This window comes from Solwaraspora sp. WMMB762 (assembly GCF_049179115.1).
In the GTDB taxonomy this organism is placed as follows: Bacteria; Actinomycetota; Actinomycetes; order Mycobacteriales; family Micromonosporaceae; genus Micromonospora_E.
Map to the genome: position 1 here is coordinate 2,681,751 of NZ_JBMHMD010000001.1, position 14,813 is coordinate 2,696,563.

Genomic DNA, 14,813 nt, shown 5'->3' on the forward strand with positions numbered 1-14,813 from the left:
AGAAACACCCCAAGCTCAGCGCGAGGGCCGGACCCCGGGTACGGGGTCCGGCCCTCGGCGCACCCCGAATCGGATCAGTCGAACCGTACGGTTATTTCGATGTCCAGCCAGTCTGGCAGGTCACCGGCGGTCCCGACGCACGCGAGGAAGCTGAGCGGCTGCCCGCTCGAGAATCGTGGTTGAGACTGGCCGAAGATGTCCTGGATCTGATCCGGGGTGGCCGACTGCCCCTCGTCCAGTGCCACCACCGCGGCGGGGTTGTTGCACTCCGCTGTCGAACGACCGGCCTTGACGAAGAGAACCGTCCGGTCCACCAGCCCGATCCGGGGAACCTCTATCCCGACGAGTCGCCCCGGTGACACGACGCCGAAGGCCGGGAACTGGCCGAGATACGGCACAAAGCCCTCCCAGATGATCTGCCGCTGCAGTCGCACGGTCCTGGTCTGTGGGCCCGGCGGTTCGCTTGGCGCGTCGACGAAGCTGGCGAGCTCGTTGACCTTGGTGTTGTCGTAGTAGTAGACGCGCGGATCGGAGCCGGCCACGAGGAACGCCTCGATCGTGCCACCGCCGCCCCAGGTGGGAGCGTCTGCGCTGTCGGTGACGTCCTGGTAGTGCCAGCCGCCGTCGTAGAAGGCGTACTCGTAGATGTGTCCGGTGTATGTGCCCTTCGAGTAGACCCGCGCGTCGCCACCGCTGCCCATCGGAAAGCCGGCCAGTCCGGCGGACTCCGGACGGACAGCTCCCACATCTTCGGTGAGATCGCGGTGGTGCCAGCGGCCCTGCCAGTACGACAGTTCGCGCACGTGCTCCGACGTGTCCATGTAGTAGATCCGCGAATCAGGGCCGCCCACGGTGAAGCCAGCCAGCAGATTGCCGTCCGCAGCCGGGGCGCCGATGTCACGGACGAGATCTCGGTGGTGCCAGCGCCCCTGCCAGTACGACAACTCGTGCACGTGCCCGTCGCGGTCCAGGTGGTAGACCCGGGAGTCGGCACCGCCTGCGGTGAACGCGACGAGTGCGAACAGGGCCGCCTCCGGGGCACCGACATCTGCGGTCAGATCGCGATGGTGCCAGCGCTGTTGCCAGTGGGAGAACTCGCCCACATGCCCGTCGTAGTTCATGTAGTAGACCCGTGGATCCGTGCTGGTCGCCTGGAACGCTGCGATGGCTGCGATGGAGCTCGCCGGCGCGCCGGCCTCGGCGGTCAGATCGCGATCATGCCAACGGCCATCGTGGTACGCGAGCTCGTGCACATGGTCGTCGTAGTCATCGTGGTAGACCCGCGGCTCCGTCCCGTTCATCGCGAACCCGGCCAACCGCCCTCTCCTGACCACCCGGGTGCCCGCAGCGGCGGTGATGTCACGGTGGTGCCAACCGCCCTGGTAGTAGGCAAGCTCGTGCACGTGATGGTCGTCGCCCGGGTAGTACAGCCGGGGATCGGTGCCGTTCACCGGAAAGGCGACCAGATCTCCCGCAACGTCCGGGGCACCGGTCTCATGGGTGAGATCGCGGTGGTGCCAACTCCTTGCCTGTGCCGCAGAGACGTCCCGCGCCGAGCCGGCATGCTCCCGCGCCTTGTCCCTGGCCTCGTCCAGAACCTTGTTCCCGAGTTTCACGTCGACCTCCCGAATGCGCCCGTACAACGTGCCCGTACGCGGATGGGACCCGCCGGTTTCCTCGCGGCCTACCCACGAACCGCCTGGCTATCCCCGCCAGCCGCAGTAGCTGTCCTCGATCTGCTCCGACCAGCTCAGCTGCGGCCGAGCAGGTCGGCGTTGAGGATGGTGCCGCCCAGGCTCCAACCACCGTCGGTGACCTCTTCGAGGATCACCAGCGTGGTTGGCCGGGCGCGTTCGCCGTACACGGTCACGAAGGCGTCGGTGACGGCGTCCTGCAGCTTCTTCTTCGACTCCGGGGTCAGCGTGTCGGCGGGAACCTTGAGGTTGGCGTAGGGCATGGGTTTCCTTTCTGTCGGGCAGGTGATCGGCCTGGTCGGGCAGGTCAGCGGGCGTGCGGGTCGGCGGCGTTGAGGGTGGCCACGACCTGGTCGTAGTCGCCGCGTACCTCGGCGTACCGAAGGAACTTCACTCGCTCGACGAGGATCTCGTGAGCATGCGGGTCGGCCTTGATCAGAGCCATCACCTCGTCGGCGTACTCGTCGAGCGGCATCGCGAACTCCGACGTCTGCTGGCCCGGCAGCAGCCCGGTCCGCACGGCGGGCGGGACCAGCTCCGTCACCCGTACGCCGATCGGCGCCAACTGCAGGCGCAGCGTTTCGCTGAGCAGGTGGATCGCCGCCTTGGTGGCGTTGTACGTCGGGGTGACGCGCAGCGGGACGTGCGCCAGCCCGGAGGAGACCGTCATGATCGTGGCATCGGGCCTGGTCTGCAGGTGCCCGGTGAACGCGGCGATCAGCCGGATCGGGCCGAGCAGGTTGGTGGTGACGATCTCCTCGGCGTCGGCGAGGAAGGCCAGGTCCGTCCAGTCCTCGCGCCGCATGATGCCGGCCATGGCGACCAGGACGTTCAGCTCCGGGTAGCGGCCGACGACGGAGGCGGCGGCCTGCGCGATGGACGCCGGGTCGGTGACGTCGATGGGTACGGTGCCGAAGCCGTGCTCGGCGGCGAGTTGGTCGAGCAGGTCGGTGCGGCGGCCGCCGATTATCACGGTGTTTCCGTTGGCCTGCAGCCGCTCGGCCAGGGCGAGTCCGATTCCGGATGTGCCACCGGGCACGAAGATGGTGTTTCCAGATGGGTTCATGCCCACTACGTTCGGCGTCGCCTGCGCCGGGCGGCAGAGACCCGGTGATCGGGGGACCGGCGATCCCTGGTTGGGCCGGGCCCTGCGGTCGCAGGATGGGGACATGGACCGTACCGGCCTGGCCGATTTTCTCCGCCGCCGTCGTGCGGCGCTGCGTCCCGCCGACGTCGGCCTGGTGTCGGGCCCTCGTCGGCGTACGCCCGGGTTACGGCGCGAGGAGGTAGCGGCGCTGACCGGGATGTCGGTCGACTACTACGTACGGCTGGAGCAGCGGCGCGGGCCGCAGCCGTCGGAGCAGATGCTCGCCGCGCTCGCCCGTACGCTGCGGCTGACCGCCGAGGAACGCGACCACCTGTACCGGTTGGCCGGCCACAACGTGCCGCGTCGCACGCCTGAGGACGGGCATGTCGCCCCGGCCCTGCTGCGGGTGCTGGACCGGATGGCGGACACTCCGGCGCTGATCCTGTCGTCGCTGAGCGAGGTGCTGGTGGCGAACCGCCTGGCGGTGTCGATCTTCGGTGATCCGGCGACCCGCACCGGGCTGGCCCGCAGTGACGTCTACCGCTGGTTCACCGACCCGACCGCCCGGTCGGTGTATCCAGCGGAGGATCATGACCGGCAGGGCCGGAGCCTGGTCGCTGCGTTGCGGGTGGCGTACGGTGCGGCGGGTCCGCGGTCACGCGCTGGCGAGTTGGTGCGGGCGTTGCTGGCCGGGTCTGGTGAGTTCCGTGACCTGTGGCAGCGGCACGAGGTGGCCCGCCGGTTCGCCGACCACAAGACGCTGGTGCATCCCGAGGTCGGCGACATCGAGGTGGACTGTCAGGCGCTGTTCACCGAGGACCAGGGGCAGGCGTTGCTGGTGCTGACGCCTCGGCCGGGCAGCGAGGCCGAGGAGAAGATCCGGCTGCTCGCGGTGCTCGGTCAGCAGGACTTCGCCGGTACGGCCCGGTAGCGCACCAGCGTGCCCCTTGAAGGCGGCGAAACAATCTGGCAATGTTACGCACATCGATGTTAGCGCTCTCAATGTCGAGTGGCCGTCGTCCAGGTCGCTCACGCGGTGAGCAGTCGGTAGCGCTAACACCATGTCCATATCGACCTAGAAGGTCACCGTCGCACCCGGGAGCCATCGTGACACCACTGGTCCGTCCCAGCCCCAATAGCACCGGCAGGCGTGCCGTGCCTCCGGCCGTCCGGCGGCCCCGCCTGCCCAGACGGATGCTGCTGTCGTTGGCAGCCGTCGCCGCGATGCTCCTCGGCGCGGTCGCGGTGGCCAGCCCGGCCAGCGCGGCGTCGACGTTGGGTGCCGCCGCCGCCGAGAGCGGCCGCTACTTCGGCGCCGCCACCAACTCGTTCATGCTGAACCGCCAACCCCACGCCACCGTCCTCAACCGCGAGTTCAACTCCATCGTGGCCGAGAACGAAATGAAGTGGTACCACACCGAACCCAACCAGAACCAGTTCAACTTCACCGCCGGCGACCAACTCATCGCCCACGCCCGCGCCCGCGGCATGACCGTCCGCGGCCACACCCTCGTCTGGCACGCCCAACAACCCCAGTGGGCCCAGAACATGTCCGGCAGCGCCCTACGCAACGCCATGATCAACCACATCAACCGGGTCGCCGGCCACTGGCGCGGCCAGATCCACTCCTGGGACGTCGTCAACGAAGCCTTCGCCGACGGCGGCAGCGGCGGACGCCGCGACTCCAACCTGCAACGCACCGGCAACGACTGGATCGAGGTCGCCTTCCGCACCGCCCGCGCCGCCGACCCCAACGCCAAACTCTGCTACAACGACTACAACACCGACGGCATCAACGCCAAGTCCACCGCCATCTACAACATGGTCCGCGACTTCAAAGCCCGCGGCGTCCCCATCGACTGCGTCGGCCTGCAGTCCCACCTCGGCACCAGCCTCGACCCCACCTACCAGCAGAACATCCAACGCTTCGCCGACCTCGGCGTCGACGTCCAGATCACCGAACTCGACATCCAACAGGGCGGAAACCAGGCCAACATGTACGGCCAGGTCACCCGCGCCTGCCTCGCCGTCGCCCGCTGCACCGGCATCACCGTCTGGGGCGTCCTCGACCCCGACTCCTGGCGCACCGGCGCCAACCCCCTGCTGTTCGACGGCAACGGCAACAAGAAACCCGCCTACGACGCCGTACTCAACGCCCTCAACTCCGCCGGCGGCGGCGACCCCGGCACCGGCCCGGTCGACCCGAACGCCTGGTACGTGCTGGTCAACCGCAACAGCGGCAAGGCCCTCGACGTCTACGGCCTGTCCACCGAGGACGGGGGTCGGATCACCCAGTGGACCCGCAACGACGGCGCCAACCAGCAGTGGCAGTTCGTCGACTCCGGCGGCGGCTACTACCGGCTGAGGTCCCGCCACTCCGGCAAGGTCCTCGACGTCTACGAGTGGTCCACCGCCAACGGCGCGGCCATCGTCCAGTGGACCGACCACAACGGCACCAACCAGCAGTGGCGCCTCGCCGACTCAAGTGGCTACGTCCGACTGATCAGCCGGCACAGCAACAAGGCCCTCGAAGTCCAGGGCGCGTCGACCGCCGACGGCGGCAACATCGTCCAGTACGACGACTGGGGCGGCGCCAACCAGCAGTGGCAGCTGGTCCGCGTCGGTTAGTGACCGGCGTCCCGGCCGGCACCGTCCACCGGCCGGGACGCCCCGCCACCCACGAATCCAGCCCGGCATCGTCCCGGTCAGCCCAGCATCGTCTCAGTCAGCCCAGCATCGTCCCGGTCACTTCAGGATCGTCCGTAGGGCGTCGACCACCCGGTCCTGGTCGGCGTCGGTCAGGTCGGGGTGGATCGGCAGGGACAGCTCCTCGGCGTAGTACGCCTCCGCCGTCGGGCACTGCCCCGGCCGGTAGCCGAGATCGGCGAACACCGGATGCCGGTAGACCGGCAGGTAGTTGACCTGGACACCGATGCCCGCCGCCCGCATCCGGTCGTAGACCTCACGTCGGCGACCAGCGAGTACGCGTACCGGGTAGAGATGCCAGACCGGGTCGACCCAGGGCCGCCGCTCGGGCAGCCGCAGACCCGGCAGATCGGCGAGCAGTTCGTGGTAGCGGGCCGCCAGCCTGGCCCGGTCGGCCTTGAACCGGGGCAGCCGGGTCAGCTGGTTGAGCCCGAGCCCGCAGAGGACGTCGGAGAGCCGGTAGTTGAGGCCGAAGCTGTGCACCTCCTGGTGCCAGCCGCCCTCGTCGCCGTACCGCAGCTGCTGCGGGTCGCGGACCATGCCATGGTTGGCGAACCGGCGTACCCGGTCCAGCAGGTCCGGATCGGTGCCGGTCACCGCGCCGCCCTCGCCGGTGGTGAGGTTCTTGGTCGGGAAGAACGAAAAGGTCGTCAGGTCGGCGAGCCCGCCGACCGGCACCCCACGGTACGTCGACCCGATCGCGTGCGCCGCGTCGTCGAACAGCAGCGCCCCCGCGTCGGCGGCGACCTTGCGCAGCTGCCCGTACTCGGCGGGATGGCCGGCGTAGTCGACGGCGGTGACCACCCGGGTCCGGGAGGTCACCGCGGCCTGTACGGCGGCCGGGTCCAGGTTGCCGGTGGCGTCCTCGACGTCGGCGAAGACCACCCGGGCGCCGTGCAGCGCGGCGGTCGCGGCCGTCGCGACGAAGGTCAACGGCGTGGTGACCACCTCGTCGCCGGGGTGCAGGCCGACGGCACCGTACGCGGCGTGCAGCGCGGCGGTGCCGGAGCTGACGCTGACGCAGCCCACCCCGCCGAGGTAGCCGCCCAGCTCGCTCTCGAACCGGCGGACGGTCGGGCCGGCGGTCAGCCACTCGGTACGTACGGCGGCGGCGACCGCTTCGGCGTCGGACTCGTCCAGACAGGGACGCCCGTAGGGAAGCATCGACATCACTCCATCACTGGTCGGTGGGTCACACCCTGCTGAGCGGCGCAGGTCGTGGTTGGGCGTCACCGGCTGCCTCAGGGCGCGGGTCGTCGGCTCCTCCGGGGCGCGGGTCGTCGGAGTCCGCAAGGCGGGGCCGGTCGGGTCCCTGCCGGCGGACGGTCCAACGGGTCAGCAGCAGCCAGGACGACGCCGAGATGCCGGCGTACACGGCGACGCAGGCGACCGCCGCACCCGCCGCACCCCACAGTTGGACGGCCAGCAGGAACAGCACCAACGCCGCCGCGCTCCAGGCCAGGCCGAACGCACCGACCGCGCCCATCCGGCCGGCGCCGAGCAGCGCCCGGCTCGCCACCGCGTACGGCACGAACGCGACCTCGGCGACCAGCAGCACCACCAGCAGCGGTCCGGCGGCGGCGAACCCGGGGCCGAGCAGCGGGATGACCACCAGCCAGCCCAGCAGCCCGGTCACCGCGCCGACGGCGGTCACCACGCCGGCGGTCGCCGCGACCGTGCGGACCGGGCGCAACGGTCCGGACGCGACGGCCGCGTCCCGGTTGACGAGCTGGCCGATCGCGTTCGGCACCATCCTCGGCACCTGGCCGAGGGTGGACGCCACCGAGTAGACGCCGACCGCCGCCGCCCCGGTGAGCGCGCCGAGTACGTAGCGGTCCAGCCGCAGCGCCAGGGCCAGCCCGAGGGTGAGGCCGAGTGCCCGGCAGCCCCGGCCGAGCAGTCGGGACAGTTCGCGTCGGGTCGGCGCCTGGAAGCAGAGCAGCCCGGTGGCCCGCAGCGCGACGACCTGCGCGGTGGCCGCCGACAGCATGCCGGTCCCCTGCCCGAGCAGCAACGCCCAGACGTTCGGCGCGACGGCGACCGCGACGAGCAGGCCGAGCCCGCCGCCGAGCGTGGTCGCCATCGCCCAGAGACTGCCGGACCGGAACAGACCGGCCGCGTACCAGCCGTCGGGTAGCTGGGTGTGGGCGACGTACCCGCAGGTCAGCACCGACAGGGCGAGCAGGTAGCGGGGGTCGGCGAGCGCCGGGTCGATCAGCGGCGCGGACAGCACCGACACCGCGACGGCGAGAACGGCGGCGCTGACCGTGGCCGCCACTGACCACCAGGTGTAGCTGGCGACCAGGTCGCGTCGCCGGGCACCGCCGCCCGCCGCCGGATACGCCGCCCGCAGCTGGGGTCCGGTGCCGAGGCCGGCGAGCAGCGGGACGATGCCGGCGGTGGACACGCCCAGCACCATCAGACCGCGGCCGTGCGGGCCGAGCACGCTGGCGGCCAGCAGCGCCGCCACCATGTTGCTGCTCATCTGGACGGCGCTGGAGCCGGCCAGCAGGGCCAGGGTGGACCGCCGGTCGCGGGTCACCGCGCCTCGGCCCGCCACAGCGACCGCCACTGTGCCGCGGCGTGCCGGGTCTGGAACGGTGAGGTCGCGAAGCTCTCCCGGATCCGGTCGCGGTCGGCCGGGCCGTTCCGGGCGCTGCGCAGCACCGCCTCGGCCCACCGGTGCGCGCCGGCCGAAAGGTCGACGAGGGTGAGGCCGTCGACGTACCGGGACGCCTCACGCAGGCAGGGCAGATCGGTGGCGACGACGGGCAGCCCGGCGGCGAGCGCTTCGAGCACCACGCCGGGCAACCCCTCCCAGTGGGAGGGCAGCACGAACACGTCGGCGGCGGCGAGCACCGGGGCGATCTCGTCCACTTCTCCGCCGAGGATCACCGTCGGGTCGTCCGGCACGTCCGGGTGGGCCGACACCACGTCGTCGACCCCGCACGGCCCGACGATGAGCAGCCGGGTATCCGGCGACGCCGTACCGACCGGCGGTGCCGTACCAGCCAGGGCGTCGGTCCGGGCCTGGACCGCACGGTGCACGTCGACCAGGAACGGCCGGTTCTTCTCCGGCGCGGCCCGGCCGATGTAGCCGATGACCATGGCCTCGGGTGGGATGCCCCACCGTCGGCGGGCCGATGCCCGGTCGCCGCCGACGACCCGGGTCGCGTCGACACTGTTGTAGAGGATCCGGCAGCCGGGCATGCCGACTTGACGGCCGGCGTACGCCATCGCCGCGTCGCTGACCGCGACGATGTCGGTGGCGACCACATGCAGCAGCCGGCGCAGGACGGCGCGCAGCAGCCGGCGGGCGACGGTGTCGCGGCGGCCGTCCCCTTCGCTCCACATCCGGGCGATGCGCACCGGCACGCCCGTCGCGGCGGCCACCGCCAGCACCACCGCGCTGAACAGGCTGATGTGCGACACGACGACGTCGGGCCGCCGCCGGCGCAGGCAGCGCCGCAGCCGCAGCGGGAAGGTGACGGCTGGGCGCTGCGGGACCTGGACGACCGCCGCCCCGGCGGCCCGGAACTGCGGTGCCAGGCTGCCTGCCCGTCCGCCCATGGTGATGAACGTCTGGCGCACCTCGGTGGCCGGGACGGCCCGGCACATGTCGAGCGAGAGCGTCTCCGCGCCGCCGCGGTCCAGCGTGCCGATGACGTGGACGACGTGCACGGATCCGCCGGCCGGGCGGTGCGATCCCGCCTGTGGTGGAGCTTCGGCTGGAATGGCAGTTGGGCGGGTCACGCGTAGCTCCTCTGGGTGGCTCGGCTGGGTTCACCGGCGCGGCCCCCGGTACGTCCTCCGGTGCGGTCACCGGTGCGCTCGGCGGTCGCCTCGGCGACGGCCTGGTAGTAGGCGGTCCGCCGGGCGGTGAGCACATCGGCCGAGAAGTCCCGGGCCCGGGTGAGGTTGCGGGCGGACGCGGCGGCCATCAGCTCCGGGCGGTCCAGTAGCGCCGCGACGGCGCCGGCCCACCGGCCCGGGTCGTCCGGTGGGACCAGGAACCCGGGTGGCAGCAGCTCGGGAATGCCGCCGACGGGTGAACCGATCGCGGGCAGTGCCCGCGCCATCGCTTCGATCAGCGCCCGGGGCAGCCCTTCGGTGCGGGACGGCATGACGAACAGGTCTGCGGCGTCGAGTTGCCGGCGGACGGCGTCGCCGCCGGGCAGCGCGCCGGTGAATACGGTCCGGTCGGCGACGCCGTACCGGCGGGCGAGGTCGGCCAGCTCGGCGCGGTGCCGTCCGTCGCCGACGTGGACCAGCCGGACCGCCCGGCCGTCGGCGGTCAGGGTGGCGAGCGCGGCGATGAGGGTGTCGATGCCCTTGTACCGCTGTTCGAGCGAGCCGACGGAGATCAGGGTGGCCGGCTGCCGGGTCGGTGCGACGGTCCCGGTCCGTCCGATGGTCCGGGCGGTGTCGACGTACGCGGCCGGAGTGAGGTCGACATCGGACACCGCGACGCTCACCGCGCCCGCCGAGGTCGGGTACCTGTCCTGCAGGAAACGGTCGGTTACGTAGGCGGCGCCGATAGCGCGGCGGCACTGCCGGCGCAGCCGGTCGACGTACAGCCGCCGCAGGACGGGCCGCAGCGGGTGGTCCACCACGCCGGGGGCGAACAGGTCGTACGGATCACCGACCACCTCCATCGCGTACGGCAGGCGACGGCGGTCCCGGGCGGTGGCCAGGAGCGTGCCGATCGGCGACGGCGCCCGCAGGATCACCGCGTCCTGCGGGCCGGCGGACTCGCGCACGGCCCGGCCGATCGCCGCCCGGTGGGCGAGGTAGCGGTACGGCCCGAGGTAGTACGGCACCGGCCAGACCTCGACGCCGGGTCCGTCGACCCGTTTCGCCTCGGCGGCCGGCTCGGCCGCGTCTTGTACCCGGGCGACGACCCGGACCTCGTCGAACGCCGCCAGGTACCCGCTCCAGAACTGGTGGTCCTGCCCGGTCCGGGCCCAGATCGCGCCGTCCGGGGTACGGGCGAACCGCGCCTCGATGGTCACCACCACTCGCATCGTTCCTCCACAGGCACCCGTCGGAAACACCCTTGTTCAGGGCGGTATCTACACTTTCAGTCGGTGATGTGCCTCGGATCCGACCGCCTCGGATCCGACCGCCTCGGTCTCTGGCGCTGACGGCTCTGGCGCTGACGGGTCAGGCGGCGGCGGGCGGTGGAAGCCGTACCGGCGTAGCAGCGGCGCACACAGTCCGGTGACGGTCCGGCGGGCAGCGACCGGCAGGCCGGTACGCCACGCGTCGTCGACCCGCAACGTCAGGCGGCCGGTGGTGAACCGCATCCGGTTGCCGGAGACGCTGTGCAACTCGCCCAGCTCCGCCTCTCCGCCGGACAGGTAGGACAGATCCAACCCGGTCTGCGGCAGACCGGCGAGCCGGCTCAGCGTCCCGGCCGCACCCAGTGGATCGGCGAGGAACTCCTCGTACCGCATCCGGTGCACCAGCCGCCCGGCGACCGCGCCGTGCCGCCGCCGGCCCAGCCGGCCCAGCAGGTCGTACGCGGCGTTGTGCCCGCTCCAGGTCAGCGCGCACCGGGCCGCCGGGAACCGGGGCACCGCGACGTCGGTGCCGGACTCCGGGTCGTGCACCCGGCGCATCCAGGAGTACGCCACCCCCCTCGGATCCCGCACCAGGTGCAGGATCCGCAGATCGGCCGGTCCGGCCCAGCGCAGGCCGTACGCCAACGCGGTGTCCTTGGACGAGTCGACGACGACCCGGGCCCCGGTCACCGCCGCCGCCGCGGCGTAGATGCGCGCGTGGTAGTCGACGTACTCGATCACCCGGGCCCGACGCCGCTCGCCGAGCCACGGGGCGGCGAGCAGCCCGACGTGCCGGGTCCGGCCGACGACGGCGCGCAACCGGGCGATCCGGGCGAGGTCGACGTTGTCCCAGCCGCCGAAGGCGTACTCGCCGATCCTGCTCCACAGCGGACAGTCTCGGAACGCCGCACCGCACCCGCAGAGCCGGTTGTCCCGTACCCCGTTGTCCCAGACCTGCGCGACCTCGCCCAGCCCGCACACCCCGGGCATTTCGTTGAGCACCCGCTCGACCAGGGTGCTGCCGCTGCGGCCGATCCCGCCGATGTAGAACAGCCGCATCAGTGCCTGCCCCGGGAGGCGTACACGTAGTACGGGATCCACGGCCGGGGGTCGGCCGGTCGGGTGGTGATCGTGTACCCGGCGTCGCGCAGCAGCGCCTTGACCGGCGCGAAGGTGCGCATCCACGCGTCGGCCGGGCCCTCGGCCTTGAAGTCGTGGCAGGACACGACGAGGTTGTCGACCACGTCGAGCACGTCGCGGGCCCCCTCCAGCACGCTCAGCTCGGCACCCTCGATGTTCATCTTGAGCAGGTCGACCCGGTCGACCCCGCAGGTCCGCAGGATCTCGTCCAGCCGGCGGCCGGTGACCTCGATCCCGCCGGTGCCCTCCTGGCTGATCCCGTTGCGGATGTGGCTGAGCGCGTCCTCGTCGATGCGCACCGGGCCGGCCTCGCCGACCACCGCGCACTCCAGCAGCGTCACGTTGGACAGCCGGTTGAGCTCGACGGTGCGACGCAGGCAGCGGAAGGTACGCGGGTGCGCCTCGATGCTGAGTACCCGGCCCCGCTGACCGACCACTCGCGAGAACAACCGGACCTCGGTGCCGACACCGGCGCCGATGTCGACGACGGTGTCACCGGGACGCGGGTGGTAGCCGTGCAGGAAGGTGTCCCGGACCACCAGGTCCTCCCGCTCGGCGGACAGCCCGCCCAGCTCGGTGTTGACCACCGTCCCGCCCCGGTACCGGTGAATCCAGGTGTCCTCCTCGTACCGCACGACGCAACGCGAGCGGGACCGCAGCGACAGCGCGATACCGCCGAGCCCGGCGATGATCCGGGGGTCGACACGGTCGTCGACCACATCGAGGATCCGGCGACGCAGACTCACCGCCATGACGGCACCCGCCCTTCGGTTCGGTCCGGCGCATCTGACGGCGTCGGATCTTCGGCACCGGTCGGTCGGCCGTGGTCGCGGTACCAGGCGAAGGTCCGCCCGACGCCCTCTTCCAGCGCGACCGCCGGCTGGTAGCCGGTGAGCCGGCGCAGCCGGCCCAGGTCCGGGCAGCGCCGGTGCACCGAGCCGGCCGGCGCGGGTTCGGGCCGCAGAGTCGCGTGGCTGCCGGCGGTACGCAGCACCAGCTTCGCCAAATCGGCGATGTTGGTCTGCTCCGTGTCGTCGCCGATGTGCACGATCCGGCCGGCGGCGTCGGGGGTGGCCATCAGCCGGACCACCGCCTCGACGGCGTCGTCGACGTAGCAGAAGGCGCGGTACTGGTCGGCGCCCGGCACCCGGAACGGGTCCTCGCCGCGGAGCGCCCGCAGCGACATCTCCGGTACCACGTGGTCGGTGCCCATCCGGGGCCCGTACACGTTGTGGAATCGACCCACCACGGCGTGTGCGCCGACCGCGCGGGACCCGTGCAGCACGGCCGCCTCGCCCAGCAGCTTGCTGGTGGCGTACGCGAAGCGGGGTGCCGTCACGTCGGCCACCATCGCCGGGACGTCCTCACCGGTCGGTACGGCGGCCACTCCGGCGTCGACCGCGCCGGCGTACACCTCACTGGTGGAGCTGAAGAAGACCCGGTCGGCGGCGTCGATCCAGTCCATCAGGTGCAGCGCGACGAGCGCGTTGATCCGGACCACCCGGGCCGGGTCGGCCTCGACGTTGCGCACCCCGACCACGGCGGCCAGCAGGTAGACCTGGTCCCAGTGACGGGGCAGCGCCGCCCAGGTCGCGGCCCGGGTGAGGTCACCGGCGACCACCTCGACCGCCGGGTCGGCGCAGACCTGAGCGAGTTCGGCGTCGTCGCGGCCCCGGGAGAAGTCGTCGACCACGGTGACCGCGTGACCGTCGGCGACCAGCCGGCGCACCAGGTGCAGGCCGATGAACCCGGCACCGCCGAGGACCAGCGCGCGCATCACACCAGCTCCCCGGCCGGCCGGTAGCCCAGGCTCTCGTAGTGCACCCCGGCGGCCCGCACCGACTCCTCGTCGAGGATCCGCCACGAGTCATAGACGAACCGGACGGCGGTGCCGGGCAGCAGCGTCCCCACCGGCAGCCCCCGGTAGTCGGGGTGGTCGTTGAGCACCAGCACCGCGTCGGCCTCGCTGAACGCCTTGTCGAGGCTGACCGGCTCGCCGCCGTGGGCCCGGATGACCTCGTCGGCCACCAGCGGGTCGTGGCCGAGCACCCGTAGCCCGGCCCGGTCGAATGCCGGCAGCATCGCCACGATCGCCGCGCCGCGCATGTCGTCGGTCGGCGGCCAGCCCTTGTACGCCCAGCCGAGGACGGCGAGGGTCGCTCCGGCGGTCGCGCCGCGCAGTTGCCGCAGCCGCCCGATGACGGTCTCCGCCACCTGCACCGGCAACTGCTCGTTGCGTTGCCGGGCAGCGGCGACGAGCAGTGGGGTGTGCGCCGGTGCGCTGGCACCGAACAGGTACGGGTCCTTGGACAGGCAGCTCCCGCCGACGAAGCCGGGGCGGGCCAGGTCGGGTCGCGGGTAGTCGTGGTTGGCGGCCCGGACGACCTCCAACGGGTCCACCCCGTGCGCCCCGGCGAGCAGGGCGATCTCGTTGCCGTACGCGTAGATCAGGTCGGTGTGGCAGTTGTTGGCCAGCTTCACCAGCTCGGCGGTTTCCAGGCTGGAGACCGGGACCACCTGCCGGGCGAGCCGGCCGAACAGGGCCACCCCGGCGCGGCGGCTGTCGTCGTCGAGACCACCGACCACCTGGGGCAGTTCGGTCAGCTCGCGCAGCGCCTGCCCCTGGATGGTCCGTTCCGGTGCCATCACCAGCCGGGCCCGGCCCCAGGCTGCGGTCAACGCCGGCAGGACGACCCGCCGGCTGGTGCCGACCGGCACGGTGCTGCGGACCACGACCAGGGTCTGCGGTCCGCAGCGCCGGGCGATCTCGGTGGCGGCGGCCGCGACGTTGGTCAGGTCCGGCTGCCGGGTGCCGTCGCGGACCGGGGTCGAGGTGCCGTCGCGGACCGGGGTCGACACGCAGATGACCGCTGCGTCGAGATCCGGCGGAAGGGTCGGATGGACGAACAGGTTGCGGCCGAGGGTGTCCCGCAGCGCCTCGGTCAGGCCCGGCTCGTACAGGTGGACCCGGCCGGCCGACAGCGCCTCCCGGACGCGCGGCTCGCTGTCGACGCCGTGCACCTCGAATCCGTTGCGGGCCAGGCCGGCTGCCAGGGTCAGCCCGACGTAGCCCATGCCCACGATGCCGATTCGATTCACCATTGTCGCTCCTTGTCGGAGATC

The 14,813-nt window shown here is 71.9% G+C and carries 13 protein-coding genes; 2 read left to right on the top strand and 11 right to left on the bottom strand.

Going from position 1 to position 14,813, the window contains the following annotated elements; all coding sequences use genetic code 11:
- Positions 1–74: 74 nt before the first annotated feature.
- From ACN27J_RS11890 to ACN27J_RS11900, 3 genes are all read right to left on the bottom strand, one after another.
- On the bottom strand, positions 75–1,616 hold the full coding sequence (locus tag ACN27J_RS11890) for a hypothetical protein (RefSeq protein WP_421365975.1): 1,542 nt from the start codon (positions 1,614–1,616) through the stop codon (positions 75–77).
- Between the two features lie 134 nt (positions 1,617–1,750).
- A complete protein-coding gene (locus tag ACN27J_RS11895; RefSeq protein WP_421365977.1) occupies positions 1,751–1,957 on the bottom strand; it encodes a tautomerase family protein in 207 nt (68 codons plus the stop codon).
- A gap of 44 nt (positions 1,958–2,001) precedes the next feature.
- A complete protein-coding gene (locus tag ACN27J_RS11900; protein WP_421365979.1) occupies positions 2,002–2,760 on the bottom strand; it encodes an SDR family oxidoreductase in 759 nt (252 codons plus the stop codon).
- A 103-nt stretch (positions 2,761–2,863) separates the two neighbouring features.
- Between ACN27J_RS11900 and ACN27J_RS11905 the strand changes: the two genes are divergently transcribed.
- Positions 2,864–3,712 carry a helix-turn-helix transcriptional regulator gene (locus ACN27J_RS11905; RefSeq protein ID WP_421365981.1) on the top strand — a complete coding sequence of 283 codons (849 nt, stop codon included), beginning with the start codon at positions 2,864–2,866 and terminating at the stop codon, positions 3,710–3,712.
- Positions 3,713–3,975: 263 nt separating this feature from the next.
- The gene (locus ACN27J_RS11910; RefSeq protein WP_421365983.1) at positions 3,976–5,409 is read left to right on the top strand and encodes an endo-1,4-beta-xylanase; all 1,434 of its coding nucleotides are present in this window, start codon (positions 3,976–3,978) and stop codon (positions 5,407–5,409) included.
- Between the two features lie 117 nt (positions 5,410–5,526).
- On the opposite strand, the gene ACN27J_RS11915 is transcribed toward ACN27J_RS11910, so the two are convergent.
- Genes ACN27J_RS11915 through ACN27J_RS11950 form a run of 8 tightly spaced genes read right to left on the bottom strand, consistent with a single transcriptional unit; the run spans position 5,527 to position 14,792 of the window.
- Entirely contained in the window at positions 5,527–6,651 is a 1,125-nt protein-coding gene (locus ACN27J_RS11915) for a DegT/DnrJ/EryC1/StrS family aminotransferase (RefSeq protein ID WP_421372210.1), read from the bottom strand.
- A gap of 28 nt (positions 6,652–6,679) precedes the next feature.
- On the bottom strand, positions 6,680–8,029 hold the full coding sequence (locus ACN27J_RS11920) for a lipopolysaccharide biosynthesis protein (protein ID WP_421365984.1): 1,350 nt from the start codon (positions 8,027–8,029) through the stop codon (positions 6,680–6,682).
- Complete coding sequence (locus tag ACN27J_RS11925; protein ID WP_421365986.1) at positions 8,026–9,240, bottom strand: glycosyltransferase family 4 protein; 1,215 nt, start codon at positions 9,238–9,240, stop codon at positions 8,026–8,028. The genes ACN27J_RS11920 and ACN27J_RS11925 overlap by 4 nt, the downstream gene beginning before the upstream one ends.
- The gene (locus ACN27J_RS11930; RefSeq protein ID WP_421365988.1) at positions 9,237–10,511 is read right to left on the bottom strand and encodes a glycosyltransferase; all 1,275 of its coding nucleotides are present in this window, start codon (positions 10,509–10,511) and stop codon (positions 9,237–9,239) included. The genes ACN27J_RS11925 and ACN27J_RS11930 overlap by 4 nt, the downstream gene beginning before the upstream one ends.
- Positions 10,512–10,559: 48 nt before the next feature.
- Entirely contained in the window at positions 10,560–11,609 is a 1,050-nt protein-coding gene (locus tag ACN27J_RS11935; protein ID WP_421365990.1) for a sulfotransferase, read from the bottom strand.
- Positions 11,609–12,442 carry an FkbM family methyltransferase gene (locus ACN27J_RS11940; protein WP_421365992.1) on the bottom strand — a complete coding sequence of 278 codons (834 nt, stop codon included), beginning with the start codon at positions 12,440–12,442 and terminating at the stop codon, positions 11,609–11,611. Before ACN27J_RS11940 ends, ACN27J_RS11935 begins: the two co-directional genes overlap by 1 nt.
- A complete protein-coding gene (locus ACN27J_RS11945; protein ID WP_421365994.1) occupies positions 12,433–13,467 on the bottom strand; it encodes an NAD-dependent epimerase/dehydratase family protein in 1,035 nt (344 codons plus the stop codon). The genes ACN27J_RS11940 and ACN27J_RS11945 overlap by 10 nt, the downstream gene beginning before the upstream one ends.
- Positions 13,467–14,792 carry a nucleotide sugar dehydrogenase gene (locus ACN27J_RS11950; RefSeq protein WP_421365996.1) on the bottom strand — a complete coding sequence of 442 codons (1,326 nt, stop codon included), beginning with the start codon at positions 14,790–14,792 and terminating at the stop codon, positions 13,467–13,469. The genes ACN27J_RS11945 and ACN27J_RS11950 overlap by 1 nt, the downstream gene beginning before the upstream one ends.
- Positions 14,793–14,813 lie beyond the last annotated feature (21 nt).